The 25,227-nt window shown below is 72.3% G+C and carries 23 protein-coding genes; 13 read left to right on the plus strand and 10 right to left on the minus strand.

The annotated features are described in order from the left end of the window. Nucleotides 1-103: 103 nt before the first annotated feature. From ACZ7DY_RS27870 to ACZ7DY_RS27880, 3 genes are all read left to right on the plus strand, one after another. Nucleotides 104-922: a methyltransferase domain-containing protein gene (locus ACZ7DY_RS27870; RefSeq protein ID WP_471139656.1), complete on the plus strand. Its 819-nt coding sequence runs from the start codon at nucleotides 104-106 to the stop codon at nucleotides 920-922. A gap of 329 nt (nucleotides 923-1,251) precedes the next feature. After that, nucleotides 1,252-2,334: a C40 family peptidase gene (locus tag ACZ7DY_RS27875; RefSeq protein ID WP_471139659.1), complete on the plus strand. Its 1,083-nt coding sequence runs from the start codon at nucleotides 1,252-1,254 to the stop codon at nucleotides 2,332-2,334. Between the two features lie 298 nt (nucleotides 2,335-2,632). Further along, nucleotides 2,633-4,060 carry a PP2C family protein-serine/threonine phosphatase gene (locus tag ACZ7DY_RS27880; protein WP_471139662.1) on the plus strand — a complete coding sequence of 476 codons (1,428 nt, stop codon included), beginning with the start codon at nucleotides 2,633-2,635 and terminating at the stop codon, nucleotides 4,058-4,060. A gap of 59 nt (nucleotides 4,061-4,119) precedes the next feature. On the opposite strand, the gene ACZ7DY_RS27885 is transcribed toward ACZ7DY_RS27880, so the two are convergent. From ACZ7DY_RS27885 to ACZ7DY_RS27895, 3 genes are all read right to left on the minus strand, one after another. Beyond that, nucleotides 4,120-4,458 carry a DUF2516 family protein gene (locus ACZ7DY_RS27885; RefSeq protein ID WP_384261218.1) on the minus strand — a complete coding sequence of 113 codons (339 nt, stop codon included), beginning with the start codon at nucleotides 4,456-4,458 and terminating at the stop codon, nucleotides 4,120-4,122. A 182-nt stretch (nucleotides 4,459-4,640) separates the two neighbouring features. Next, nucleotides 4,641-5,318 carry a hypothetical protein gene (locus ACZ7DY_RS27890; protein ID WP_471139665.1) on the minus strand — a complete coding sequence of 226 codons (678 nt, stop codon included), beginning with the start codon at nucleotides 5,316-5,318 and terminating at the stop codon, nucleotides 4,641-4,643. 61 nt (nucleotides 5,319-5,379) lie between these two features. Next, entirely contained in the window at nucleotides 5,380-5,811 is a 432-nt protein-coding gene (locus ACZ7DY_RS27895) for a helix-turn-helix domain-containing protein (RefSeq protein ID WP_471139667.1), read from the minus strand. A 254-nt stretch (nucleotides 5,812-6,065) separates the two neighbouring features. On the opposite strand from ACZ7DY_RS27895, the gene ACZ7DY_RS27900 reads away from it, so the two are divergent. The 5 genes from ACZ7DY_RS27900 to ACZ7DY_RS27920 all read left to right on the plus strand — a co-directional run bounded on the left by ACZ7DY_RS27900 (nucleotide 6,066) and on the right by ACZ7DY_RS27920 (nucleotide 11,280). Then, on the plus strand, nucleotides 6,066-6,350 hold the full coding sequence (locus ACZ7DY_RS27900) for a ferredoxin family protein (RefSeq protein WP_471139670.1): 285 nt from the start codon (nucleotides 6,066-6,068) through the stop codon (nucleotides 6,348-6,350). 249 nt (nucleotides 6,351-6,599) lie between these two features. Next, on the plus strand, nucleotides 6,600-9,032 hold the full coding sequence (locus ACZ7DY_RS27905) for an ATP-binding cassette domain-containing protein (RefSeq protein WP_471139672.1): 2,433 nt from the start codon (nucleotides 6,600-6,602) through the stop codon (nucleotides 9,030-9,032). A gap of 85 nt (nucleotides 9,033-9,117) precedes the next feature. Continuing rightward, entirely contained in the window at nucleotides 9,118-9,537 is a 420-nt protein-coding gene (locus ACZ7DY_RS27910; RefSeq protein WP_471139934.1) for a helix-turn-helix transcriptional regulator, read from the plus strand. A 46-nt stretch (nucleotides 9,538-9,583) separates the two neighbouring features. Continuing rightward, nucleotides 9,584-10,006 (plus strand): VOC family protein, encoded by a 423-nt coding sequence (locus ACZ7DY_RS27915; RefSeq protein ID WP_471139675.1) that lies wholly within the window; start codon nucleotides 9,584-9,586, stop codon nucleotides 10,004-10,006. A 95-nt stretch (nucleotides 10,007-10,101) separates the two neighbouring features. Further along, on the plus strand, nucleotides 10,102-11,280 hold the full coding sequence (locus ACZ7DY_RS27920) for a MerR family transcriptional regulator (RefSeq protein WP_471139677.1): 1,179 nt from the start codon (nucleotides 10,102-10,104) through the stop codon (nucleotides 11,278-11,280). Nucleotides 11,281-11,309: 29 nt separating this feature from the next. Here the strand turns inward: ACZ7DY_RS27920 and ACZ7DY_RS27925 are convergent, their stop codons facing one another. Next, nucleotides 11,310-12,506, minus strand: a complete 1,197-nt coding sequence (locus tag ACZ7DY_RS27925; protein WP_471139680.1) for an alkene reductase — start codon at nucleotides 12,504-12,506, stop codon at nucleotides 11,310-11,312. 168 nt (nucleotides 12,507-12,674) lie between these two features. After that, nucleotides 12,675-13,646, minus strand: coding sequence for a helix-turn-helix domain-containing protein (locus tag ACZ7DY_RS27930; protein WP_471139936.1), 972 nt, complete (start codon nucleotides 13,644-13,646; stop codon nucleotides 12,675-12,677). A gap of 131 nt (nucleotides 13,647-13,777) precedes the next feature. Between ACZ7DY_RS27930 and ACZ7DY_RS27935 the strand changes: the two genes are divergently transcribed. Further along, nucleotides 13,778-14,728, plus strand: coding sequence for an NAD(P)-dependent oxidoreductase (locus tag ACZ7DY_RS27935; protein ID WP_471139683.1), 951 nt, complete (start codon nucleotides 13,778-13,780; stop codon nucleotides 14,726-14,728). 137 nt (nucleotides 14,729-14,865) lie between these two features. Continuing rightward, on the plus strand, nucleotides 14,866-16,341 hold the full coding sequence (locus ACZ7DY_RS27940) for a peptidoglycan D,D-transpeptidase FtsI family protein (RefSeq protein ID WP_471139685.1): 1,476 nt from the start codon (nucleotides 14,866-14,868) through the stop codon (nucleotides 16,339-16,341). Between the two features lie 54 nt (nucleotides 16,342-16,395). Here the strand turns inward: ACZ7DY_RS27940 and ACZ7DY_RS27945 are convergent, their stop codons facing one another. After that, complete coding sequence (locus ACZ7DY_RS27945; protein WP_471139687.1) at nucleotides 16,396-18,486, minus strand: HelD family protein; 2,091 nt, start codon at nucleotides 18,484-18,486, stop codon at nucleotides 16,396-16,398. A gap of 135 nt (nucleotides 18,487-18,621) precedes the next feature. Here ACZ7DY_RS27945 and ACZ7DY_RS27950 point away from each other — a divergent pair, with 135 nt between their 5' ends. Beyond that, nucleotides 18,622-19,293 carry a TetR/AcrR family transcriptional regulator gene (locus tag ACZ7DY_RS27950; RefSeq protein WP_471139689.1) on the plus strand — a complete coding sequence of 224 codons (672 nt, stop codon included), beginning with the start codon at nucleotides 18,622-18,624 and terminating at the stop codon, nucleotides 19,291-19,293. A 55-nt stretch (nucleotides 19,294-19,348) separates the two neighbouring features. Here ACZ7DY_RS27950 and ACZ7DY_RS27955 read toward each other — a convergent pair whose 3' ends face one another. Further along, nucleotides 19,349-20,185, minus strand: a complete 837-nt coding sequence (locus tag ACZ7DY_RS27955) for a hypothetical protein (RefSeq protein WP_471139692.1) — start codon at nucleotides 20,183-20,185, stop codon at nucleotides 19,349-19,351. 27 nt (nucleotides 20,186-20,212) lie between these two features. Further along, nucleotides 20,213-21,334, minus strand: a complete 1,122-nt coding sequence (locus ACZ7DY_RS27960) for a phosphotransferase (protein WP_471139694.1) — start codon at nucleotides 21,332-21,334, stop codon at nucleotides 20,213-20,215. 233 nt (nucleotides 21,335-21,567) lie between these two features. Here ACZ7DY_RS27960 and ACZ7DY_RS27965 point away from each other — a divergent pair, with 233 nt between their 5' ends. Further along, on the plus strand, nucleotides 21,568-22,320 hold the full coding sequence (locus ACZ7DY_RS27965; RefSeq protein WP_471139697.1) for an HAD family hydrolase: 753 nt from the start codon (nucleotides 21,568-21,570) through the stop codon (nucleotides 22,318-22,320). Nucleotides 22,321-22,463: 143 nt separating this feature from the next. Next, nucleotides 22,464-23,366 carry a hypothetical protein gene (locus tag ACZ7DY_RS27970; RefSeq protein ID WP_471139699.1) on the plus strand — a complete coding sequence of 301 codons (903 nt, stop codon included), beginning with the start codon at nucleotides 22,464-22,466 and terminating at the stop codon, nucleotides 23,364-23,366. On the opposite strand, the gene ACZ7DY_RS27975 is transcribed toward ACZ7DY_RS27970, so the two are convergent. After that, the gene (locus ACZ7DY_RS27975; protein ID WP_471139702.1) at nucleotides 23,343-24,440 is read right to left on the minus strand and encodes a phosphotransferase family protein; all 1,098 of its coding nucleotides are present in this window, start codon (nucleotides 24,438-24,440) and stop codon (nucleotides 23,343-23,345) included. The two genes, ACZ7DY_RS27970 and ACZ7DY_RS27975, sit on opposite strands and share 24 nt — an antisense overlap. A gap of 61 nt (nucleotides 24,441-24,501) precedes the next feature. Continuing rightward, complete coding sequence (locus ACZ7DY_RS27980; protein WP_471139939.1) at nucleotides 24,502-25,200, minus strand: HAD family hydrolase; 699 nt, start codon at nucleotides 25,198-25,200, stop codon at nucleotides 24,502-24,504. Nucleotides 25,201-25,227 lie beyond the last annotated feature (27 nt).

Here is a 25,227-nt window from a genome sequence, read left to right on the forward strand (position 1 = left end):
AGAGGGAGAACACCGGACGTCGCCGCTCCATTTCCGCCTGGCACGTCTTTGCCAAAGCGTTACGCGGAGCTTCTCCACCGTCGTTCCCGCATACCCTTCTCCCATGGCCCCACGCTCCTCTTCCCGCCCCGTGGGAACGGTGACGCGCGGGACCACGAACCCGAACCGGCTGCGCCGCATGGACCGCTGGATCGCCGCCGCCCACGGCGCCGCACTGCGCCGCGCCGCGGACCCGGTCGCCGTCGACCTCGGCTACGGCGCCTCCCCCTGGACCGCGGTCGAGCTGCTGCTCAGGCTGCGTACCGTCGCGCCACGCGTGCGCGTGGTCGGCATCGAGATCGATCCGGCGCGGGTCGCGGCCGCCGCCCCGTACGAGCGCGAGGGGCTCTCCTTCAGGCACGGCGGCTTCGAGGTGCCGCTGCCCGGCGACGGCCCCGCGCGCGGGCGGGGCCCGGACCTGATCCGGGCCGCGAACGTCCTGCGCCAGTACGACGAGGACCAGGTCGCCGGCGTGTGGGAGCGGCTGTGCGGCCGCCTCTCCCCCGGCGGGCTGCTCGTCGAGGGCACCTGCGACGAGATCGGGCGGCGGCACGTGTGGGTGGCGCTCGGGCCCGAGGGGCCGCGCACGGTGACGTTCGCGGCGCGGCTCGGCTCCCTGGAGCGGCCGTCCGACCTCGCCGAGCGGCTGCCGAAGGCGCTGATCCACCGGAACGTGCCGGGCGAGCCGGTCCACGCGTTCCTGCGGGACTTCGACCGGGCGTGGGCGGCCGCGGCGCCGTACGCCTCGTACGGGGCACGGCAGCGGTGGATCAGGGCGGTCCGGGACCTGACCGCCGACTGGCCGGTGCTCGACGGCGTGGCGCGGTGGCGGCAGGGGGAAGTGACGGTGCGGTGGGAGGCGTTGGCCCCGCGCCGGGTCTGACGCCACGCCATACGCCGAAGGTGGTACTCCATTTCGGTCCCGCCGCCCGCGGGTCCAGGGGCCGCGTCCGGCGCCAACTCCCCTGCTTGCCAAGCTGGTTGGGCGAGGGTCGACCCTTGACGGGGCGCACCCGGCGTTCACCCGCCCGCCCCGCGGTCGACGCGCGCCCGTGACCTGGGTGGAACGATCTCCGAGTGTCGTTCGTCACAGGAGGCAGGCGGGGGGATTCAAGTGGCTGCCGGGCTCTGTCGTATCGGGCGCCGGCATGGCACCATCCCGGTGGCGACCGAAAGTTACTGACGGTAAATCAGCTTTGGGGGTGGCGGAGCGTGACTGGGAAGCGATGCTCGACGGCGACGGCCGTGGCGCTGATCTGCGCGGCGACGGTGCTGGCCGCACCGGGGACGGCCTTCGCGAGTCCGCCGAGCGCCCCCGCGAGTCCGGCGCGTCCGCCCGCCGACCCGGCTCCCCGTACGGACAAGTCCCTGGAGCAGGTCCGCAAGGAGATCGACGACCTCTACCACGACGCGGGCGTGGCCACCGACGCGTACAACGCCGCGGAGGAGAAGGCCGAGAAGCAGTCCGAGCAGATCGTGAAGCTGGCCAAGGACATCGCCAAGGGCCAGGCGAAGCTCAAGAAGCTGAAGGCCCGCGCGGGCGCCGCGGCCCGCGCGCAGTACCGCGTCGGCGGCCTGTCGGCCGAGGCGCGGCTGATGCTCAGCGAGGACCCGGGCCAGTTCCTGGACGGCGCCGGACGGATGCGCCAGGGCGAGAAGGCCACCAAGGGCATGCTGACCGAGCTGGAGAGAACCCAGGACGACCTGCGGATCTACGCCGAGGACGCCACCGCCCGCTGGAAGAGGCTGGAAGCCAACCGCAAGGCGAAGGCCGCGTCGAAGAAGAAGATCAAGAAGAAGATCGCGGCCGCCGAGAAGCTCGAGTCGACGCTGGAGAAGAAGGAGCGGGAGCGGCTGCGCAAGCTGGAGGAGGCGGCGGCCCTCAAGAAGCAGTCGGCGTGGGTGAGTTCGGGCGTCCTGAAGGACGTCGGCGGCAAGGCCTCGCCCCAGGGCAAGAAGGCCATCGAGTTCGCCACCGCCCAGATCGGCAAGCCGTACGTGTGGGGCGCGGAGGGCCCGAAGTCGTACGACTGCTCGGGGCTCACCTCGAAGGCCTGGGCATCCGCGGGGCGCGGCATTCCGCGGACCTCGCAGGAGCAGTGGAAGCAGCTGCCGCACGTCGCCGTGGAGAACATGCGCCCCGGCGACCTGATCATCTACCACTCGGACGCGAGCCACGTCGGGATGTACCTGGGCGACGGCGCGATCGTGCACGCCCCCCGGCCGGGCCGGGACGTGACGATCGCGGGGGCGGGGTCGATGCAGATCCTTGGGGTTGTACGGCCGGATAAGTAGGCGGCGGGCGAGGCCGGGAAGCGGGGGTGGGCGGGCTTGGGGGCTTGTGCTCGTTCCACCCTGCGGCTCGCGTGTGACCCACCGCACCCCGGGGGGTCCGGATCAACCCTCGTGGCGTGATGTTCGTCATCCCCGGTGGGAGCCTGCCGTGCCCAAGTGCGTTCCTGGATGCGGCATATGACGGTGGCCGTTTGCCGCGCGGCATTCCAATGGAGGCGCGGCTACCGCTATGGTCCCCGTCGGTGCCGCGTCGACCTGCGTGGCGCCATGCCCTCGGGGGGAGGGAAGGAACCCAGCGATGCCCGTACCCATACCGCGGCAGAGAGAGATCCCGGCCGCGGAAGGCGGTCAGGCTCATCCGACGCCCCCGTACGACGCGGCGGCGCCCGCCCACGACAGCCCCGTGACCCCCGCCCACGACCAGGCGGCACCCGGCCACCGCCCCAACCCCGGCCCCGGCCGCCCCGGCGCCAAGGCCACCACCGCCGGCGCCCCGCTCACCCTCCTGGTGATCGAGGACGACCCGGCGGGCTCGCTGAGCGTTCCCGAACTCCTCGACTCCGCCGGCAAGCCCATCCGCGTCCGCACCGCCCGCAACCTCACCGAGGCCGAGCGGCTGCTCACCGACGACGTCCACTGCATCCTGCTCGACCTGGCGCTGACGGGCCCGACCACCCCGTCCGCCCACGGGACCGCCGGGGCCGACGGGACGGAGGAGGTCGACGGCACCGACGCGTCCGACGAGGACGAGCTGGCCGCCCTCAGGCATGTGCTGCGCCTCGCGCCCCGGCACGCCGTCCTCGCGCTCACCGCCAACGACGACTCCGAGCGCGGCGCCGAGGCCGTACGGGTCGGCGCCCAGGACTATCTCTTCCGGGACGAGCTGGACGGGCGGCTGCTGAGCCGCGCCATCCGGTACGCGGTGGAGCGCAAGCGCGCCGACGTCGCCCAGCGCCAGCTGACCGAGTCGCGGCTGCGGGCCCAGGAGAACGCCCGCCTGGAGCGCGGGCTGCTGCCCACGCCGCTCCTGGAGGGCTCACCGCTGCGGTTCGCCGCCCGCTACCGCCCCGGCCGCTCCCGCGCGCTGCTCGGCGGCGACTTCTACGACACCGTTCGCACCCCCGACGGCTCGGTGCACGTCATGATCGGCGACGTCTGCGGCCACGGCCCCGACGAGGCCGCGCTCGGCGTGGAGCTGCGCATCGCCTGGCGCGCGCTGACCTTCGCGGGCCTGTGCGGCGACGATCTGCTGTCCACGCTGCAGAAGGTCCTGGAACACGAGCGCGCGGACGACGAGATCTTCGCGACGCTCTGCACGGTCGACATCGCCCCGGACGGCCGCCGGGCCGGGCTCTGCCTCGCCGGGCACCCGTCGCCGCTGATCGCGCGCGAGGGCCGCCTCGCCGAGCTGCTTCCGTACGAGGACGGCGGCCCCGCCCTCGGACTGCTGCCGCGCGCCCGCTGGCCGCGCCGCCAGGTGGAGCTGGGCGGCGCGTGGAGCCTGATGCTGTACACGGACGGTCTGATCGAGGGCCGCATCGGCCAGGGCAACCAGCGCCTGGGCCAGGACGGCATGGTGGAGATGGTCCGCCGCCAGATCGACTCGGGGCTGCGGGGCGACGAACTCCTGGAGGCCGCCGTGAACGAGGTCCGCGCCCTCAACGGCGGGGACCTGACGGACGACGTGGCGGTACTGCTCCTGGACCGGACACCGGGCGGCCGCTAGCCGCCGTCGCGGCCGACGTCTGTGGGCCGCCGTCGCGCACGATCGCTGACGGACGACGTCTAGCGGCCGCCGTTGTACGGGCCGTACGGGCCGTCGCTGCTGGAGCCGCCCCGGCGGCCACCGCGGCCGCCGCCGGTGATCTGCTGGATCGCGGGGCGCACGTCGACCATGTACACGATGGTGGCGACGAGGCCGATGATCGGCAGGAACGACAGGATGTTGAAGATCAGGTTCACCACGAAGGCGAGCCCGAGGATGATCAGCCAGAACGGCTTGGTCTTCTTGTCCGCCGCGCGATAGGCGTCCTCGCGCCGGACGGCGGCGTCGATGAGCGCGAATCCGCTGAAGACGATCAGGGCCAGCGACAGCAGCCACATGAAGTTCGCGAACCCTTGCATCAGCACAACGTCCACCACCAGTCTCGGCTCATCAGTACGCGGCCACGGTACCCGCTACCCCGTCAACGGGGCGGGCACCTCGGGAGTGCCCGCCCCGTACTCACGACAGTGTCCGAAAGGGGTGGAGGTGGGGCCGGACGGGTCTGGACGGGTCCGGGACCCTCAACCGCCGCCCCGCCGGATCACTCGGCGGCGGGCGGCGTGGTGTTCTTCGCCGGCGCCTTGCGGGCCGCGGTCTTCTTCGCGACGGGCTTCTTCGCCGGCGCTGCCGTGGTCTTCGCCCGGGGGGCCGCCGCGGTCCTGGGCTCGGCGACCGGGGCGGGCTGCTGGACGACCTTGACGGGGGCGGGCTCCTTGACGAGGGCGGGCTCCTTGGCGGCCCGGTCCTCGCCGGTGGCCGGCTCGGCGTCGGGCTCGACGGTCTCGGCCAGGTCGAGGATCTCCTCGGCGGCCTCGCCGCGCCAGGACTTCACGGCCTGCTCGCCGTGCTCGGCGACCGCGTCGTACCGCTCGCGGGCCTTGATGGCGAGCTCGGCGGCGACGCCGACACCGCGCAGCGCGAGGTCCTGGGCGGTCTCACCGAGCTTCTTCAGGTCGGTGTCGAGCGAGCCGATCACCTCGGTGACCTTGGCCTGGAGGGTCTCCTGCGCCTCCTTGGCGCGGGCGGCGGCCTTGTCCTGCACGGCCTTGGGGTCGGTGTTGCGCACCGCGTCGAAACGGGCCGGCGCCTCGGCGATCAGCTGCTCGACGAGACCGGGCACCTGCTTCGCCCGCTGGAGCACGATGTCCGCGGATCCGGCGACGAAGTACGCGGGCGTGGGGTTGCTGAGGGTCTTGCGCAGGTCATCGGTGATGGCCATGACGATGGTCCTCCCGGATTCGCGTCAGCTTGTCACTTGAGGGTGGTGCTTCGGTCGGGCATCACGTGCCGTCGGACTCGGGCGTGCCTTCATCGGCGGTGTCCTGATCGGCGTACGGCGAAGCGTCGTCCGCGTACGACGAGGTCTCGAAGCCGTTCTCCTTGCGGAACGACTCGTAGATCTGGAGCAGCACCTGCTTCTGGCGCTCGTTGATGGAGGGGTCGGCGAGGATGACGGCGCGCGTCTCCAGCTCGTCCCGCTCCTTCTCGTCGAGGATCCCGGCCCGTACGTACAGCGTCTCCGCGGAGATCCGCAGGGCCTTGGCGACCTGCTGCAGGACCTCGGCGCTCGGCTTGCGCAGGCCGCGCTCGATCTGGCTCAGATACGGATTGGACACCCCGGCGGCGTCGGCGAGCTGCCGCAGCGACAGCTGCGCGGTGCGCCGCTGCTCGCGCAGGTACTCGCCGAGATTGCCGACGTTGAGTGATGCCATGCGTCGATGGTGCGGCACCCTTGCTAACTTTTGCAAGCGCCCGCTTGCAAAAGTGCGCCACACCACTCTTGCCCGCTGTTCTTCTGTCCCTTCGTCTGCGGCAGCGCAGAGATCAGGTGACCCGGTCATGACCTCCCTCCTCGATGACATCCACACCAGCGCCCAGTGGATCGCCGACGCCCTCAACAGCTCGGGTTACGGAGCCGACTTCACCCCCAGGAGCCTCCGGGACGTCGAGCTGTTACACCGACTGCGTGGCTGTCTGCCCGGTCGACGCCTTCCGCCTGGGCGCGAACATGCTCGTCATCCACCCGGAGGAGTGCATCGACTGCGGCGCGTGCGAGCCGGAGTGCCCGAACAGCGCCATCCAAGAGGAATCCGAAGTGCCCGAGAAGTGGGCCGACTACCTCGAGCTCAACGCCACCTACGCCAAGAAGTGGCCCGGCATCAGCGAGACGCGCTCAGCACTCCCGGACGCCGACAAATGGAAGGGCGTCGAGGACAAGCGCGAATTCTTCGACCCGAAACCCGGCTCCTGACGAACGCGCGAAAGGCCGAAACGACCGGCCCCCGGCGGCCGAGCCGTCGGGGACCTTCGGGTTCCGTCGGCGACCGGTCAGTAATCGATCAGTAATCGAGAAGCGTTCGTGTCGGGGCGCCGCTACCGTGACACCCGCAGTCGCCCTTCACCCCGACTCCCTCCCGCACGCCCCGCGTGCCGGACCCCGACGTGCAGGCGGCCGAGGTGGCCCGCCGGCCGGTCCGAGGCCCGACAGACGGAGACCATGATGAGCAAGGCCAAGAAGACCCAGCCTGAAGACTCGGACGCGCTGAATTCGGGGCCGCACCTCGCCGACAGTCACGATCTGATCCGGGTGCACGGTGCCCGTGAGAACAACCTCAGGGACGTCAGCATCGAGATCCCGAAGCGCCGGCTGACCGTGTTCACCGGCGTCTCCGGCTCGGGCAAGAGCTCGCTCGTGTTCGACACGATCGCCGCCGAGTCGCAGCGGCTGATCAACGAGACGTACAGCTCGTTCGTGCAGGGCTTCATGCCCACGCAGGCGCGGCCCGAGGTCGACGTGCTCGACGGGCTCACCACCGCGATCACCGTCGGCCAGCAGCGGATGGGTGGCGACCCCCGCTCCACCGTCGGCACCGCCACCGACGCCCACGCGATGCTGCGCATCCTCTTCAGCCGGCTCGCGGAGCCGCACATCGGCCCGCCCAGCGCGTACTCCTTCAACACCGCGTCGGTGCGGGCGAGCGGCGCCATCACCGTCGAGCGCGGCAACAAGACCAAGGCGCAGAAGGCGACCTTCCGGCGCACCGGCGGCATGTGCACCCGCTGCGAGGGCCGCGGCACCATCTCCGACATCGACCTCAAGCAGCTGTACGACGACTCCAAGTCGCTCGCCGAGGGCGCCTTCACCATCCCCGGCTGGAAGTCGGACAGCCAGTGGACCGTGCAGGTCTACGCCCAGTCCGGCTTCGTCGACCCGGACAAGCCGATCCGCGCGTACACGAAGAAGGAACTGCAGGCCTTCCTGTACGGCGAGCCGGTCAAGGTGAAGGTCAACGGGGTCAACCTCACGTACGAAGGGCTGATCCCCAAGATCCAGAAGTCGTTCCTGGCCAAGGACAAGGAGGCGATGCAGCCGCACATCCGGGCCTTCGTGGAGCGCGCGGTCACCTTCACCACCTGCCCCGAGTGCGACGGCACCCGGCTCAGCGAGGGCGCCCGCTCCTCGAAGATCAAGGGCAAGAGCATCGCCGACCTGTGCGCCATGGAGATCCGGGACCTGGCCGCGTGGCTCCGCGCGCTGGGCGGGGGTTCCTCGCCCGCCAAGGCGTACGAGGGCGTGGCGCCGCTGCTCGCCGCGTTGCGGCAGACCCTCGACTCGTTCGTCGAGATCGGGCTCGGCTACCTCGCGCTGGACCGCCCCGCGGGCACGCTCTCCGGCGGCGAGGCGCAGCGCGTCAAGATGGTCCGCCACCTCGGTTCGTCGCTCACCGACGTCACGTACGTCTTCGACGAGCCCACCATCGGCCTGCACCCCCACGACATCCAGCGGATGAACGACCTGCTGCTGCGCCTGCGGGACAAGGGAAACACCGTGCTCGTCGTGGAGCACAAGCCGGAGACGATCTCCATCGGTGACCACGTCGTCGACCTCGGCCCCGGCGCCGGAACGGCGGGCGGCACCGTCTGTTTCGAGGGCACCGTCGAGGGGCTGCGGGCCTCCGGCACCGTCACGGGACGCCACTTCGACGACCGGTCCGCCCTGAAGAAGACCGTGCGGAAACCCACCGGGGCGCTGGAGATCCGCGGCGCGAACGCGCACAACCTCCGCGACGTCGACGTCGACATCCCTCTCGGCGTGCTCACCGTCGTCACCGGCGTCGCCGGGTCCGGCAAGAGTTCGCTCGTGCACCGGTCGATGCCCGCGGGCGCGGACGTGGTGACCGTCGACCAGAGCCCGATCCGCGGCTCACGGCGCAGCAACCCCGCGACCTACACCGGCCTGCTCGACCCGGTCCGCAAGGCGTTCGCCAAGGCCAACGGCGTGAAGCCGGCCCTGTTCAGCGCCAACTCCGAGGGCGCGTGCCCCACCTGCAACGGCGCCGGCGTCATCTACACCGACCTGGCGATGATGGCGGGCGTCGCCACCCCCTGCGAGGAGTGCGAGGGTCGGCGTTTCCAGGCCTCGGTCCTGGAGTACCGGCTCGGCGGCCGTGACATCAGCGAGGTCCTCGCGATGCCGGTGGACGAGGCCGAGGAGTTCTTCGGCGGCGGCGAGGCACACACGCCCGCGGCCCACAAGATCCTGCGGCGCCTCTCGGACGTCGGGCTCGGCTACCTCAGCCTGGGGCAGCCGCTCACCACCCTCTCCGGGGGCGAGCGGCAGCGTCTCAAGCTGGCCACCCACATGGGCGACAAGGGCGGCGTCTACGTACTCGACGAGCCGACCACCGGCCTCCACCTCGCCGACGTCGAGCAGCTCCTCGGCCTGCTCGACCGGCTCGTCGACGCCGGCAAGTCGGTCATCGTCGTCGAGCACCACCAGGCTGTCATGGCCCACGCCGACTGGATCATCGACCTCGGACCCGGCGCGGGCCACGACGGCGGCACCGTCGTCTTCGAGGGCACGCCCACCGACCTCGTCGCCGCCCGCTCCACCCTCACCGGGGAGCATCTGGCGAAGTACGTCGGCGCCTGAACCGGGCGGGGGGCGGGAGCGGGGGCGGTCCCCGGAGCGCAGGCGCCGCGCCGCCCGCATCGGTAACGTGGTCCATGTGTCCCACGTGTCTCTCTCCGACCTCGTCCGGCTGCGCCAGGCCCGGGACCGGATGGACCGCGACTACGCGCAGCCGCTCGACGTCCCCGCGCTGGCGCGCGGCGCCCTCATGTCGGCGGGGCACTTCTCGCGCAGCTTCCGCGCCGCCTACGGAGAGACCCCGTACAGCTACCTCATGACCCGCAGGATCGAGCGCGCCAAGGCGCTGCTGCGCCGCGGCGACCTCAGCGTCACCGAGGTCTGCTTCGAGGTGGGCTGTACGTCGCTGGGTTCGTTCAGCTCCCGCTTCACCGAGCTGGTCGGCGAGAGCCCGAGCGCCTACCGCGCCCGCGACCACGCCGACGGTGCCGCCGTCCCTGCCTGCGTCGCCAAACTCCGCACCCGGCCGGTCAGGAACGGAGAAGCGAAGACCCGCCGCAGTGCTTAGCGTGGACCGCGTGGAGCCGGCCAGGAGCGGAGACAGGGAGACGGACATGGACGCGGACATCGAACTCGCACAGTGCTTCATCGCCGTCGACGACCACGACAAGGCCCTCGCCTTCTACCGCGACGTACTCGGCTTCGAGGTGCTCAACGACGTGGGCTTCGAGGGAATGCGCTGGGTGACCGTCGGCCTGCCCGCGCAGCCGGGCGTGGAGATCGTCCTCGAGCCGCCCATCGCCGACCCCAACGCCCCGGCCGCGGACCGGCGGGCGGCGGCCGAGCTGATGGCCAAGGGCATGCTCCGGGGCGTCAACTTCCGTACCGCCGACTGTGACGGCACGTTCGAACGGATCCGTGCCGCGGGCGGCGAGGTCCTGCAGGAGCCGGTGGACCAGCCGTACGGCGTACGCGACTGCGCCTTCCGCGATCCGGCCGGCAACATGCTCCGCTTCGTCCAGCCACACGCAAAGTAGGAAAGGCGGCCGCTGCGGGCCGTTGACCTTCACCTTGGGGGAAGCCGCAGCATCGGTGGGGCCGGGCAGAGCGCCCGGGATGAGGGAGGGGCGGCATGGAGCTGCTGACCATCGGGGCGTTCGCGAAGGCGTCCCGGCTGTCGCCGAAGGCGCTGCGTCTCTACGACGAGCTCGGCCTGCTGACCCCGGCGCGGGTCGACCCCGTGACCGGCTACCGCCTCTACGCGCCGGACCAGTTGGACCGGGCCCGGCTCGTCGCCTGGCTGCGCCGCCTCGGCATGCCGCTCGCCCGCATCCGCCACGTCTGCGCGCTGGACGCGGGGGCGGATGGGGACGCAGAGGCGGGCGCGGGTGGGAGTCCCGCGGCCCAGGAGGTACGTGCGTACTGGGCGCAGGTCGAGGCCGACACCGCCGCCCGGCGGGACCTGGCCACCTTCCTCATCGACCATCTGTCATGGAAGGACCCCGCCTTGTCACCGACGACCCGACGCCTCGGAATCCGTTACGCCGCGCTCTCCGACACCGGTCTCGTCCGCGAGAGCAACCAGGACACCGCGTACGCCGGTTCCCGGCTGCTCGCCGTCGCCGACGGCTTCGGCCGGACCGGCGGTCCCGCGAGCGCCGCCGCGGTCGAGACGCTCAAGCGGCTGGAGACCCTGGAGATCCTGGAGGCCGAGAGCGTTCCCGCGGGGAGTCTCCTCGGCGCGCTGGAAGAAGCGGTCGAGCAGGCCCGGCAGGCCGTGGACGGCATCGTGACGTCCGGGTCGTACGAGTCGTACGGGTCATCCGGGTCGCCCGGGTCGTCCGGGTCCGCCCCGGACGAGGCCGGCACCACGCTCACCGCGATGCTGTGGACCGGTTCGCGGCTCGCGCTCGTCCACATCGGCGACTCGCGGGCCTGCCTCCTGCGCGGCGGGGAGTTCTTCCGTATCACGCACGACCACACGCTGGTGCAGTCCATGGTCGACGAGGGCCGCATCACGCCGGAGGAAGCCTCCTCCCACCCCCAGCGTGCGCTGCTGGGGCGGGCCCTCACCCGGGGCGGCGACGCCACACCCGACGTACGCCTGCACGACGCCCTGCCCGGCGACCGCTACCTGCTCTGCTCCGACGGCCTGTCCGCCGTCGTACCGGAGGAGGACATACGGCGGGTGGTCGCCACCGTCGACGACCCCGAAGCGGCCGTACGGGAACTCGTCGGGCTCGCCAACGGCCTGGGCGGCCCCGACAACGTCAGTTGCGTGATCGCCGACGTCCTGGAGCTCCAGGACTGACCGGGCGCCCTCGGAGGCCGCGCGCCGGGTCACCCGGCGTCGCGCAGGGTGGGGTAGTCGGTGTAGCCGTCCGCCCCGCCCACGTACATCAGGCCCTTGTCCTTGAGGGGGTTGAGCGGTGCGCCGAGGCGCATGCGCTCGACCAGGTCGGGGTTGGCGAGGAACGCGCGGCCCAGCGAGATCAGGTCCGCGCCGGCCGCGAGGAGCCGCTCGCCCGCCTGCCGGCCGCCGTCGTCGGGCAGCGGGCCGCCCCAGCCGAGGACCGGGTTGGCGATGAGCGTGCCCGGCCAGTCGGCGCGGATCCGCCGGAAGAGGGCGCTCTCGGGGTCGGCGAAGACGACGTGGAGGTAGGCGAGGCCGCCGACGCCCTTGAGCGCTTCGACCAGGGCCGGGTAGATGTCCTCGGTGTCGCCCTCCTCGATGCCGTTGACGGTGATGCCGGGGGCGATGCGTACGCCGACCCGTTCGGCGCCGATCGCGTCGGCGACGGCGCGCACGACCTCCACGACGAACCGGATGCGGTGCGCGACCGGGCCGCCGTACGCGTCGGTGCGGTGGTTGGTGTTGCGGGCCAGGAACTGCTGGAGCAGGTAGCCGTTGGCGGCGTGCACCTCGACCCCGGCGAAGCCCGCGTCGATCGCGCGCCGGGCGGCGGCCGCGAAGTCGGCGACCGTCTCGTCGATCTCGGCGACGGTCATCTCCCGTGGCACGACGGCCGGTTGGTGGCCGGTGGGCGTGTGGATGGTGTCGGGGAGCGGTACGGGCGAGGGCGCGACCGGCGTCAGACCGCTGTTGTCGGGGTGCCCGACCCGGCCGCCGTGCTGCAACTGCAGGAACATCCGGCCGCCCGCGGCGCGCACGGCGTCGGTGACCCGCCGCCAGCCCGCCACGTGGGCGTCGGTGTGGATGGCGGTGATGTTGGCGTACGTCTGCCCGACCGCGTTGGGCGTGGACGCCTCGGCGACGATCAGCCCCGCGGTGGCGCGCTGGGCGTAGTACGTGGCCATGACGGGCTCCGGCACGCCGTCGGCGGAGGCCCGGTTGCGGGTCATCGGGGCCAGCACCAGCCGGTTGGGGAGAGCGAGCCCACCGAGCCGCGCGGGCCGCAGGAGGGGGGAGCGGGAGCCGGGGCCGGTGCCGGGGCCGCCGGGGTGGTCGATGGCGGTGGCGGAGGCAGTTGCGGCGGCAGTTTCAGTGGCGGTCGCGGCGGCAGTCGCGGTGGTCATGGCGTTCTCCCCTGTTCGCGGAGCGGTACGGCGCCGTGGGCGCGGCGCCGTCTCGGTGACAGGGACGACTCTGCTCCCGGCCGCTTCGGGCCCCCTGACGATCCGCTGACGAAGACCCGCCGACCACCGATCGCCGACCGCCCACCTCCGGCACCAACCGCTTGCTCGTCAGGCGGCCGGGCGGCCGAAGAAGGAGCGCCGGTAGTCGCCGGGCGACACCCCGACCTGCTTGAGGAAGTGGTGCCGCAGGTTGTTGGCGGTGCCGAGGCCGCTGAGTTCGCCCACCTTCTCCACGGGCAGGTCCGTGGTCTCCAGGAGGCTCTGGGCCCTGGCGAGCCGCTGGTTGAGCAGCCACTGGAGCGGCGTCGTACCGGTGGCCGCCCGCAGCCGGCGGTAGAACGTGCGCGGGCTCATCGCCGCGCGGCGCGCCAGGTCGTGGACGGTCAGCGGCCGGTCCAGGTGCGCGCGGGCCCATTCCAGTACGGGTCCGAGGCCCGCGTCGTCCGTCGCCGGCACGGACAGGTCGATGAACTGCGCCTGGCCGCCCGGCCGGTGGGCGGGCACCACCATCCGGCGGGCCAACTGGTTGGCGACGTGCGCGCCGAGGTCGCGGCGGACCAGGTGCAGGCAGAGGTCGAGGCCTGCGGTGAGACCGGCGCTGGTCAGGACGTCGCCGTCGTCCACGTAGAGGACGGAGTCGTCGACGGTGACCTTCGGGTAGCGCGCGGCGAGCTGGGCCGTGTGCATCCAGTGGGCGGTGGCCGTGCGGCCGTCGAGCAGCCCCGCCTCGGCGAGCGCGAAGGCGCCGGTGCACAGGGAGACCATGCGGGCGCCCGCCGCGTGCGCCTTGCGCAGCGCATCGGCGAGGCCCGGCGGGAGCGGCGCCTCCTCCTCGACGCAGGCGTCCGGCACCGACGTCACGATGACGGTGCCGGCGCCGTCGAGCCCTTCGAGGCCGTAGGGCGTACGCAGGGTGACGCCGAAGTCCCCGGCGGCGGTGTCCCGTTCGCCGGACGAGCAGAGCCGCAGGTCGTACCAGTGGTCGGACAGGTCGGGCTGCGGCTTGCCGAACACCGTGAAGGGGATGCTCAGTTCGTACAGATCCCAGGACGGGATGCCTATCTCGTCGGCGACGACCACCGCGACGGAACCAGCGCTCATCCCGCGAGCGTACGGGGCGTGGGGCGGCCCGCGGGGGCAGGCAGGAATTTGGTGATCACCGTCACCGGTGTCACTGTCGGGCCCGTCCGCGCCCTGCGAGCGTGGTCCCCATGAACGCACAGCACAGCACCCACCCGAACTCCCCCGCCACCGCCACGAACTCCTCCGCCACAGACTCCCCCGCTCCGGTCACCGTCATCGGTCTCGGCCTCATGGGCTCCGCCCTCGCCGCCGCCCTCCTGGACCGCGGCCACCCCACCACCGTCTGGAACCGCACGCCGGAGAAGGCGAAGCCGGTGGCCGACCGCGGCGCGCACGTGGCGGCGACCCCGGCGGAGGCCGTCGCGCCGAGCGGCCTCGTCCTCGCCTGCGTACTCGATTACGACGCCCTGCGCACCGTCCTGGACCCCCTCGCGAAGGCGGGCGGGCTCGCCGGGAAGGCCCTGGTCAACCTCACCTCCGGAGCGCCGGAGCAGGCCGCCGGGATGGCGGCGTGGGCCGGGGAGCACGGCGCCGAGTACCTCGACGGCGGCATCATGACCACCCCGCGGGGTGTCGGCAGCCCCGAGATGATGTTCCTCTACAGCGGCTCGAAGACCGTCTTCGAGATGTGGCGGCCCGCCCTCGACGCGCTCGGCGACCCGCTGTACCTGGGCGCGGACCCGGGTCTCGCCTCGCTCTACGACGCCGCGCTGCTCGGCCTGATGTGGGCGACGTTCACGGGCTGGCTGCACGGCACCGCACTGGTGACCTCCGGGGGGACGTCGGCCGCGGACTTCACCCGGATCGCACTGCGCTGGCTGAACGGCGCGGTGTCCGGCTTCGTGTCGACGTACGCGCCGCAGGTGGACGCCGGCCGCTACCCCGGCGACGACGCCACCGTGGACGTGCAGATCGTCGCGATCGGGCACCTCATCCACGCCGCGCACGCCCGGGGCGTCGACACCGGCCTTCCCGAGCTGCTGCGTACGACGATGGAGCGCGCCGCCGCCAGGGGCCACGGGCCGGACAGCTACGCGAGCGTGATCGAGGTGCTCCGCGACGGCCACGACCACCGGTAGCCGTATCCGTCTCTCCCCCGGCCCGTCCCCGCCCCCGGCACCGGATCCCCGGTTCTCCCCCCACGCCGGGGCGAAAGCGGACAGGATGGTTCGCACAGCTCGTACAGTTCGTCCGTCGGCACCGGGGGGAGCCACCCATGAACCGTCCGCTGCGGCAGATAGCCGTCTTCTGCGGGCTGCTGACACTCGCCCTGCTGCTGCGGGCGACGTGGGTGCAGTTCGCGCGGAACGACGAGCTGGCCAACGACAAGCACAACCGGCGCGTCCAGATCGAGGCCTTCTCCCACCCCCGCGGCGACATCATCGTCGGCGGCAAGTCGATCACCGGGTCGAAGGAGACGCCCGGCTCCGACTTCAAGTACAAGCGGGTCTTCAAGGAAGGCCCGATGTACGCGCCGGTCACGGGGTACTTCTCGCAGGCGCAGGGCGGCACCTTCCTGGAGGGCGTCGAGAACGGCATCCTCAGCGGCAACGACGACCGGCTCTTCATCAAGCGCACCCTGGACATGCTGACCGGCAAGAAGCAGCAGGGCGGCGACGTCGTCACGACCATCGACCCAGAGGCGCAGAAGGCCGCCTACCAGGGCCTGGTGGACCTCGATGCCAAGGGTGCCGTGGTGGCGCTCGATCCCCGTACGGGCAAGGTGCTCGCCCTGGCCAGCACCCCTTCGTACGATCCGTCGGTCTTCTCGGGCATCTCGCAGGAGGAGGGCCGGAGGTTCAAGGAGCTCGACCGGCGCAAGGACAAGCCGCTGAGCAACCGCGCGCTGCGCGAGATCTATCCGCCGGGCTCCACCTTCAAGATCCTGACGGCCGCCGCAGCCCTGGAGCACGGCGTGGTGACGGACATCGACGAGCCGACGGGCGCCGAGACCCCGTACAAGCTGCCGCTCAGCTCCACCCGCATCGGCAACGACGTGCCCGACGCCAACTGCGACAAGGTGTCGATGAAGAAGGGCATGCAGTGGTCCTGCAACAACGTCTTCCTCGACATCGCGCTCAAGGTCGGCAAGGACAGGATGCGCGAGACGGCGGAGAAGTTCGGCTTCAACGAGGAGCAGTTCATCCCGGTGCGGGCGGTGGCCAGCAGTTATCCGGAGAAGCTCGACAAGCCGCAGACCGCGCTGACCGGCATGGGGCAGGGCAGTCTGACCAGTACCCCGCTGCAGATGGCGATGGTCACCGCGGGTCTCGCCAACGACGGTGTGGTCATGAAGCCCTATCTGGTCGAGGAGTTGCGCGGCCCCGACCTCTCGGCGATCGAGAAGGGCGAGCCGCACGAGCTCGACCGGGCCGTCTCCGAGAAGACGGCGAAGACGGTGCAGGAAATGATGGAGAACACCGTCGAGAACGGTACGGCGAACAAGGCGCGGATCGACGGTGTCACGGTCGGCGGCAAGACCGGCACGGCCCAGCACGGCGCGAACGTCAACGACGAGCGCCCGTACGCGTGGTTCGTCTCGTACGCCAAGAACGACAAGGGCGAGTCACCGGTCGCGGTCGCCGTCTTCGTCGACCCGTCCAACATGAACATCGCGCGCTCGGAGATCGCGGGCGGCAAGCTGGGGGCGCCGATAGCGAAAGCGGTGATGGAGGCGGTCCTGGAACGCTGAGCACGCGGCCCTGGAGCGCCGAGCACGCCGTCCGGAAGCTGGGGGCGCGCCGCCCTACTCCTCCCACGGCAGCGGACCGCGGTGCACCACGTCGAGGCGGGAGACGGCCCGGGTCAGCACGACGTACAGCCGGTGCAGGCCGCGCCGTTCCGCCGCCGCGATGGCGGCGGGTTCGACGGCGACGACGTGGTCGTACTCCAGGCCCTTGGCGACCGACGCGGGCAGCAGCGTCACCCGGGCGCCCGGTTCGTCGGGGGCCGCCACGTCGATGCCGGCGGCGGCGAGGACCCGGCCAAGCCGCTCGACCTCGCCGTCGGCCGCGATGACCCCGATCGAGCCCTCCCGCCCGAGCCCGTCGCGCACGGCGTCGACCGCGGCGGCGGCCACGTCGTCCGTCCTGCGGACCCTCAACTCCCCGTCGGCGCGCAGCGACCGGGCGGGAGGCACGTCCACGTCGAGGCGGGCGAGGAGCTCGTTGGCGAGGGCGACGACGGCCCGCGGCACCCGGAAGCCGGTGGTGAGCGAGGTGACGGTGGCGTCGGGCCTGCCCAGGTGGGCGAGGAGGCCGGGCCAACTGCGGGCGGCCCAGGGGGTGGTGGCCTGGGCGAGGTCGCCGAGGACGGTGAGGGAGCCGAAGCCGGCGCGGCGGGCGATGGCCCGGCACTCCATGGGTGAGAGGTCCTGCGCCTCGTCGACGACGATGTGCCCGTAGCCCGGGGGGCGTTCCAGGAGCCCTGCCACCTCGTCGAGGAGGACGAGGTCGGCGGCGGACCACTTCGCGGACTTGTACGAGCGGGGTGGCCGGGGCCAGCGGATGGCCCGCTGTTCGGCGTCGCCGAGGACGCCGTCGGCCGCGGCGGCGAGCGTGTCGGCGTCGCCCAGCAGGGCGGCGAGCACCTCGTCGGCCCGGACCCTCGGCCACGTGGCGTCGGTGAAGGCGGTGACGGCCCGGGAGCGGGCGATCTTCTGCAGCCAGGTGTTGTTCCGCGGGCCCGCCCTGCGTTCGGCGCGCTCCTGGACGGCCCGGACGGCCCGGCTGCGCACCCGTTCGCGCCCGACGCTGTACGGCGGTTCCTCGTCCCGTACGTCCGCGACGATGCGCTCCAACTCGCCGAGCGGGACCCGCCAGCGGTACGAGCCGTCCGGCACCGCGAGGTCCCCGGTCGGCGGCGCGATGTGCGCGTACAGGGCGCGGCGCAGCACGGTGGCCATCCGTACGTCGTGTTTGACGACGGCGGCGGCCTCGCTGTCGGTGGCGCGCACCGGGTGGTGCGCGATCTCGTCCTGGACGGTGGACTGCCGTACGCCGGTCTCGCCGAGGGAGGGCAGCACTTCGGCGATGTAGCGCAGGAAGGTGCGGTTGGGTCCGAGGATGAGGAGGCCCGAACGCTGGACGCGCCGGGGGTGGGTGTAGAGCAGGTAGGCGGCGCGGTGCAGTCCCACGGCCGTCTTGCCGGTGCCGGGGGCGCCCTGCACGCAGACGGATTCGGCGAGTTCGGCGCGGACGAGGTCGTCCTGTTCGGGCTGGATGGTGGCGGCGATGTCGCGCATGGGGCCGACGCGGGGCCGCTCGATCTCCCCGGCGAGGATCCGGCCGGTCGGTGCATTCAGGGCACCCGGCCCCGCCTCCCCGGCTCCGCCCAGGAGTTCGTCCTCCATGCCGGTGAGGTCGGCGGAGTCGCCCTTGCTGCCGGGCGCCCAGCCGAACCGGCGGCGGACGGCGACGCCTTGCGGGTCGCGTGCGCCTGCCTGGTAGAACGCGCGGGAGACGGGGGCGCGCCAGTCGACGACGAGGGGCGGAGCCGAGGGGTGTTCGGTGATGCGCAGGCGCCCGATGTGGTAGCTCTGGCCGCGGTGTTCACCGGCGCGGTCGCCCTCGGCGCCGTTTTCGGCGAAGTCGAGGCGGCCGAAGAAGAGCGGGGCCGCGGGGAGTTCGCGCATGGCTCTGGCGTGGCTGCGGAAGCGGCGGCCGAGCACCTCCGCGTCGGCTCCCGATGCGGAGACGTCCTCTCCTCCGACGACCATCTCCTCGGCGCCTTCGACCATGCCGTCGAGGGCGGCGCGGCAGAGGTCGTGGAAGCGGCGTTCCCGGGCGAGGGCGTCGGAGGCGAGGTCACCGGGGTCCGGGGCGGGAGGCGTGGTCATGCGCTCCAGAATAATGCAACTGAGTTACATTCGTATACGGGTTACGTTAGTGACCGAGCCAGATTCATGACCGAGGCAGATTCATGATCGAGTCACATTGATAACCCGGTAACGACGTTCCGCTAGACTCCCGCCATGAGCAGCGCGAGTACCAGCAGCCACCCGCACGCCGATGCCGCCGACGCGGGCGGTCTGCGCGCGCGCAAGAAGCAGCGCAGGTACGAGGCGATCTCCGAGACCGCCATCGCCCTCTTCCTGGAGCAGGGCTTCGACAAGGTGTCCGTCGCGCAGATCGCGGAGGCGGCCGAGATCTCCAAGCCGACGCTGTTCCGCTACTTCGCGTCGAAGGAAGACCTGGTCCTCCACCGCTTCGCCGATCACCAGGACGAGGCGGCCCGGGTGGTCGCCGCACGCCCGGCCGGGGCCACCGCGCTCGACGCGCTGCACGCGCACTTCCTCGCCGGCCTCGACCGCCGCGACCCGGTCACGGGCCTCAACGACGCCCCGGCCGTCCTCGCCTTCCACCGCCTCCTGTACGGCACGCCGTCCCTGGTCGCCCGCCTCTACGGCTACCAGGACCGCTCCGAACAGGCCCTGGCCGCCGCCCTGTCGGAGGCCCACGGCGGCGACGCGCTGGAGGCACGCCTCGCCGCCGGCCAGATCGTGGCCGTCCAGCGGATCCTCGCCGAGGAGAACTGGCGCCGCATCGCGGCGGGCGAGAGCGCGGACGAGGTGGCCCCGGCCGCGACCACGGCGGCGAACGACGCTTTCACCCGGCTCCACACGGGACTGACGCGCTACGCGTGACCTCGGTACGGCGCCCCCGGCTCCGGGCGGACGGGCCCGGCAGCGACCCGCCACCTCACAGAGGAAACCCGCCGCTCAACGGCGACGCCACCCGCCACAACGTGTCGAAAAGATCCTGCCGCTGGGCGACCTTGGCCCGACCCACGGCCCCCGCCTCGGCCCGCCAGAGGGTGAGGACCGCCTGGTCCCGGCCACCCTCGAACAGCACCTCGCCGTCGATCAGGCAGAACGTCAGCAGGGGCGTGATGTGCAGCGCCCTGAACCGCGCGTCGAGCTCGGCCCGGTCCCCCTGCCGGAGCCGCCGGGCGAGCGCGGTCACCTCACACTCGTACGACCGGACGCCCCGCAGCAGATGCGCGCGGAGCCCGGGATCGTCGGCGGATCCAGCCGGCTCATCCCCCCGCCCCGGGCCGCCCGTCGGCGCCGCGACGTCCGGCACCAGGATCCGCACGCACACCCTGTGCCGCGTCCCGTCGCCGAGGGACTCCAGGCTGCGGCCGAGGGGGCGCAGCACCGTCTCGGCGGTGAGGCCGATGGCGTCGACCCGCGTGGGCCGGTCGGCCGCCGCCTCCAGGGCACGGTCGAAGTACGACTCCAGACCGGACTCTTGCCCCTCGGTGCCCACCCCATCCCCGCCCGGCCCGTCCGCGCCCGGCCCCTCGGCAGCCGGGGCGTCCAGCCGGCGCACCTCGGCGTAGAAGACGTAGCCCGCGAGGGCGACGGCGGCCCCGCCCAGGTAGACCTTGCCCTCCAGGGCGTCCCGCACCGGGCGCACGAAGTGGGCGGCGACGCCGAGCGCGCAGGCTCCGAGCAGCAGCGCGCGGACAACGGCGCTCTCCGGCCTGCCCCCGCACCCGGCGGCCCGCTCGCACGCGAAGTGCCGCACGGTCATGGCTCACCCCCGGCGAAACGAACCGCTCTACGGGCGGTCTACCCACTTGGCGCCACGGTGTCTCTCCCGGTCCGCGTCCCTGCGGGTCCACCCCCTGAGGGCCTCCATGATCTGCCACTGCCCCGGCACCTCGTCCAGATCCAGGGAGGCGCGGGCGCGGGTGAGGACGCCGTGGACCTTGCGGCCCGCGTTGATCAGCGGCCACCAGGAGAGCCCCGGCCGCGTGTCGAGGGTGAGGGCCGCGCGGATGACGTCGGTGAACACCGACTGCATCCGCTTGTACTCCAGGATGCGCGGGAGGTCGTCCCGCCAACCGGCCGAGCTGCCCGGCCTGACCTGTTCGACCGCCTCGCACCAGCGCCGCGTCATGTCCTCCTCCTGCTCCGGGCGGTACCGCATCAGATACAGGTGGGTGGCCAGGTCGTACAGCGGGTCGCCGACCATCGCCAGCTCCCAGTCGATGGCCCAGAGGCGGCCGTCGGGGTCGACGATGAAGTTCTCCCTGTGCAGGTCGCCGTGGAGGAGCCCGAAGGGCCGCGGCGTCATGCGTGAGACGTTTCTTCTCAGTCGCCCGAAGCAGCTGCCGTCGACCCCGAGCGCGTCGAAGAGCTCCGCGAACCGGTCGGCGTTGCGGCGGTAGACCTGCTCCTCGGTGAAGCAGATCAGCCGCTCCAGGAACCCCCTGGTGTCACCGTCGGCCGGCCGGTCCTCGGCCACGCACCGGCGCTCCACGGACAGCTTCTCCGGGTCGACCGCGGCCAGCTCCTCGAACAGCTCGACGATCTGCCGGAGCAGGGGCTCCGGCACGACGTCGCCGAACCGGTGGCGCGAGCCGAGCGTGCGGCCCTCGATGAACTTCTGCAGGCCGATCTCGCCGACCTCGATGACCTCCGGGATCCGCGTGATGTGCCCGGCGAGGGCCCGGACCAGCTCCTCCTCGGAGGTGAAGCAGCGCCGGTCGAACCAGAGGAGGTTCCTGCGGGGCTCGCGGCACTTCCAGCGGGACGGCGCGGTGGCGCCGGGCCCCTCTGGCAGCGGAAAGACGTAGGTCTCGTGGTGGTACCCCTTGAGGGGACCGACGAGGGCGCGCTCGCCGCCGCCCACCAGAGCGGCGCGTTCCCGGGCCGAGGAAGTCGATTCGGATGTCATGGTCCGTCTTTCAGCCTGGGACTGATCCGATGAGCAAAGAGGTGAACAAGGAGATGAGCAAGGAGTGGAGCAGGATACTGGTGCGTCCTCGAGCCCCGGCCCGGTAGTCACTCAAGTGCCCGTCCAGAAGCCCCCCATGGGCGACCCGACGCTCGCCAGTACGAGCTCGGCCCCCCTGAGGCGGCGGCCGTGCGCGGTGGCCGCGCGGCACCCGGTGGTCCACACTTGCTGAGGTGACTTCCCAGAGGACCGCAGGCGGCGCCCCCGACCCGGACGCCACCCTGCCCGGCCTCCTCACGGGCGCCCGCGCCCTCCTCCTCGACTTCGACGGGCCGGTGACCCGCTTCTTCGACGGCTACCGCACGGAGTCGATCGCCGACGAGATCAAGGCCCTGCTCCGTGAGCACGACGTGCGGCTGCCGCCCGCCGTACGAGACTCCCGGGACCCGCACGGCATCCTGCAGCTCCTCAGGAGTGAGGTGTTCCGTGCCGGGACGCCGAACGACGAGGAGCAGAAGACGCTCGAACTCGCCGAGGGCATCGTGACGGACCACGAGTACCGCGCGGTTCCCCGCGCCCGGCTCGACGGAGACGTCGAAGGGCTGGTGGAGGCGTTGGCGCGGCTGGGCAAGCGGCTCGTGATCGTCAGCAACAACGCGCCGGGCCCGGTGCGGGCGTTCCTCGAACAAGTCGGTCTGGGCGGGCGGTTCGACGGGGTCTTCGGGCGCGACCCGCTCGAACTGCGCCACATGAAGCCCGACCCCGACTGTGTGCGGCGCGCCCTGCGGCATCTGGCGGCGGCCCCCGGGGAGTGCCTCCTCGTCGGCGACCAGCTCACGGATCTCGCGGCGGCGGACGCCGTCGGCGTGCCCTTCGCCGGGTACGCGCGAAACACCGCCGTCGCGGAGCGGATGCGGCAGGAGGGTGCCGTGTGGACAGGCGTCTCCCTGGCTCCCCTGAGACGGGCCGCGGGCAGGCTCGGGTGAGTGAACGGGCCTCTGGTGCGCGGGAGTTGCGAGAGCGATGATGGGGCGCCACTACCTGGGGGAGGCCGGGGTTGCCCACACGCGGACCGGGGAGAAGCGACGGACAGTCGGCACTGGACCGGCTGAGGAGACGTCTCGCGGCGATGAAGTCCGGGGCCGTCAAGGGGCTCCTGGCGGGTGTCGCCGTCCTCGGTGTCGCCGCCGAGCTCGTCGAACCGGTGGGGGACGCGTTGCGGGGCCGCCCGTTCCTCGGCGGCTCGTTCGCCGCGGTCGTCGCCCTCATCCTCTTCGACGCGATCACCGACTCCTCCGACCGGGAGGTCTCCGGCGTCGACGTGTTCGGCACCCTGAGCGACCTCGGCGAACCGGTCCGTGAGGCGTTCGAGGCCAAGGACGTGCAGATCTATTTCTCCGGCTTCACCATGCAGACCCCGCTCGACGTCGTCAGGGACCGGCTCATCGAGGTCGCCGACGGCTCGCTGCGGCCCAAGAGCCTCACCCTGCGCATCATCGCGGTCCACCTCAACTCGCCGATGAACCTGCCCGGGGCTCTCGCGCCCGCCACGGCGGACGGCGTGCGCACCTTCGGCGACTCGCCCGAGAACCGGGAGCGGATGCGCGAGGACTTCACGCTCAAGAACTGGGACGGGCTGTGCGCCCTGCTGGACGAGATACACCGCAGGCACCGCGGCATCGCCATCGAGTGCGAGGTGCGCGAGTCCCCGCACGGCCCCCAGTCCAAGCTGTACATCCTCAATGAGGAGCGGGCGATCTACGGGACGTACGGCATCAAGCGGGAGACCTTCACGCGGGGCGGGCAGGAGCACGAGATCCTCGACGCGGCGGGCTTCGGCATCAAGCACGGGGACGCCCGCTACGTGGGCTGGAGCGTGCGCTCGCGCACCAAGTCGACGCGGCAGGTGGCCAATTACCACATGGCCTGGTTCCAGAACCTCTGGGACATCCTGGCCGAGGTCAAACCCGCGGCCCCCGTGATCCCCCGCCCCGTCTGGCGGCCGCCCTCACCGGGGGGCCGCGCCCGCTGAGCCGTGCCACCGGGCCAGGACCGCCATCGCCCGCTCCTCGTCGGGCACGGCCTCCAGGCGCAGGGGCTGCGCGGCCCGTCGCACGGACCGGCACATGCGCGCCGCCGTGGCGGCGAGGTCGGCGTCCCCGGGGGCCCGGGGCAGGGTCAGGGCGGCCCGCATGAGGTCGGGGAAGACCGACTGCGCGTACTCGAACTCCAGGTACGCGGGCAGGTCGTCGTCGAGCCCCGCCGTCAGCTCGCCGTGCCCCGCGCCGGCCATCGCCTCCGCCCAGAGCTTCACCATCAGCTCCCGCTCCTCCGCGTCGTACTCCATGCGTACGAGATGGGTGGCGAGGTCGTGCACCGGGTCGCCGTACAGGGCCAGCTCCCAGTCGATGACGGTCACGCGCGCGCCCTCGACGAGCACGTTGGCCCGGTGCACGTCGGTGTGGAGCAGGCGGAACGGGCGTGCGGTGAGCCGGTCCCGGCGTCGCTTGAACTCCGCGAGGGCATCGCGCGGGATGCCCAGACCGTCGAAGAGCACGCCGAACCGCCGCTCGTTGGCCCGCCGCACCCGCTGCTCGGTCCAGTCGGCGAGGCGATGGAGGAAGGCCGTGCTGTCGCCGTCCTCCGGCCAGTCGCCGGGCAGCGGCGGCAGCTCACGGACCGGCACGGACGCCGTCCTGGCGAAGAACTCGGCGAGCTCCCCCATGACGCGCTGGCCGACCGGACGGCCGTAAGGCGCCAGCTCGGCCAGGCACTCCCCGAGCCGGTACTCGTGCACCGAACCGGTGCCGAAGTCGGCCAGGCAGCGAGGGACTTCGGGCAGGTGGCGGGCGACGACGGCCAGTACGTCGGACTCCCTCGGCCAGGCCCGCGGGCAGACCTCCGGCGCCGGTATCGGGGTGCGGAACTTCGCGTGCGCCCCGAACGGGGGCGTGCCGAGCAGCAGGGCGAGCGGCCAGCTGATCGGCACGACGCGGTTGGTGTGGTGGTGGCCGGCGAGGAGGTGACCGCCGGCATTGCCGCGGAGCGAATCGCCCAGTCGGCGCGCCAGCGCCGCACGGGCCCGGCGCCTCAGAGGTGACGACATGAGCGCAGAGGTTAGCCCCGGGCCGGGCCGCGTCCCGCCACAACCACCGATGTGGACGAAATCACCCCTTCGCGGGCCGTCCATTGCTCCGCAGCAACCGCAGCACCTGCTCCCACGACGGTACGAGGTCCTCGTCCCTGGCCCCGGCCTCGCGGAGCAGCGCGGCCTTGCGTTCGTTGCGGGCGAAGCCGAGGAAGCCGACCCCGGCCGCCCGTGCCGCGGCGAAGTCCGAGGGCGCGTCGCCGACCATGAGCGCGTCGGAGGGGGCCGCGCCCATCGCGCTCAGCGCCCTGGTCAGGCAGTGCGGGTGCGGTTTCAGCTGGTGGAGGTCCTGGGTGCGGCCGTAGATGTGCGGGGCGAAGCAGGCCGTCAGGCCGCGGGTCGCGAGGTAACGGGAGGCGGTGCGCGCGGAGTTGTTGGTGGTGATGGCGAGCCGCACGCCGACCGCCGTCCAGGTGCGGATGACCGCGTCGGCGTACGGGGTGGGCCAGGCGCTGGGCACCGCACTCAGCTCGTGCTGCGTGAGCCGCTCCTCCAGCTCCGTGACCAGGTCGCTGCGGGGGTGGCGGGCCGCGACGGCGCGCAGCACGGCGAACGGGTCGGTCTCCCCGCGCATGTCGTCGGTGAGCAGGCCGTGCAGCCCCTGGGCCGCCAGCCAGCGGATCTGCTCGTCCGCGATCTTCGTGGCCGAGAGCCCCGCGAAGAGCCGGCAGATGGGGCCGTCGAAGTCGAGCAGCACGAACCGGGCCTGCTCGATCATTTTGCGCACGGATTCGTTCTCGTCTGA

Source organism: Streptomyces sp. NPDC037013, assembly GCF_055607265.1.

Coding starts and splice junctions, on each gene's coding strand:
- ACZ7DY_RS27870 (WP_471139656.1), top strand. CDS start 104: ATGGCCCCACGCTCCTCTTCCCGCCCCGTGGGAACGGTGACGCGCGGG.
- ACZ7DY_RS27880 (WP_471139662.1), top strand. CDS start 2,633: ATGCCCGTACCCATACCGCGGCAGAGAGAGATCCCGGCCGCGGAAGGC.
- ACZ7DY_RS27885 (WP_384261218.1), bottom strand. CDS start 4,458: ATGCAAGGGTTCGCGAACTTCATGTGGCTGCTGTCGCTGGCCCTGATC.
- ACZ7DY_RS27890 (WP_471139665.1), bottom strand. CDS start 5,318: ATGGCCATCACCGATGACCTGCGCAAGACCCTCAGCAACCCCACGCCC.
- ACZ7DY_RS27895 (WP_471139667.1), bottom strand. CDS start 5,811: ATGGCATCACTCAACGTCGGCAATCTCGGCGAGTACCTGCGCGAGCAG.
- ACZ7DY_RS27905 (WP_471139672.1), top strand. CDS start 6,600: ATGAGCAAGGCCAAGAAGACCCAGCCTGAAGACTCGGACGCGCTGAAT.
- ACZ7DY_RS27915 (WP_471139675.1), top strand. CDS start 9,584: ATGGACGCGGACATCGAACTCGCACAGTGCTTCATCGCCGTCGACGAC.
- ACZ7DY_RS27920 (WP_471139677.1), top strand. CDS start 10,102: ATGGAGCTGCTGACCATCGGGGCGTTCGCGAAGGCGTCCCGGCTGTCG.
- ACZ7DY_RS27925 (WP_471139680.1), bottom strand. CDS start 12,506: ATGACCACCGCGACTGCCGCCGCGACCGCCACTGAAACTGCCGCCGCA.
- ACZ7DY_RS27935 (WP_471139683.1), top strand. CDS start 13,778: ATGAACGCACAGCACAGCACCCACCCGAACTCCCCCGCCACCGCCACG.
- ACZ7DY_RS27940 (WP_471139685.1), top strand. CDS start 14,866: ATGAACCGTCCGCTGCGGCAGATAGCCGTCTTCTGCGGGCTGCTGACA.
- ACZ7DY_RS27945 (WP_471139687.1), bottom strand. CDS start 18,486: ATGACCACGCCTCCCGCCCCGGACCCCGGTGACCTCGCCTCCGACGCC.
- ACZ7DY_RS27950 (WP_471139689.1), top strand. CDS start 18,622: ATGAGCAGCGCGAGTACCAGCAGCCACCCGCACGCCGATGCCGCCGAC.
- ACZ7DY_RS27955 (WP_471139692.1), bottom strand. CDS start 20,185: ATGACCGTGCGGCACTTCGCGTGCGAGCGGGCCGCCGGGTGCGGGGGC.
- ACZ7DY_RS27960 (WP_471139694.1), bottom strand. CDS start 21,334: ATGACATCCGAATCGACTTCCTCGGCCCGGGAACGCGCCGCTCTGGTG.
- ACZ7DY_RS27970 (WP_471139699.1), top strand. CDS start 22,464: ATGAAGTCCGGGGCCGTCAAGGGGCTCCTGGCGGGTGTCGCCGTCCTC.
- ACZ7DY_RS27975 (WP_471139702.1), bottom strand. CDS start 24,440: ATGTCGTCACCTCTGAGGCGCCGGGCCCGTGCGGCGCTGGCGCGCCGA.
- ACZ7DY_RS27980 (WP_471139939.1), bottom strand. CDS start 25,200: ATGATCGAGCAGGCCCGGTTCGTGCTGCTCGACTTCGACGGCCCCATC.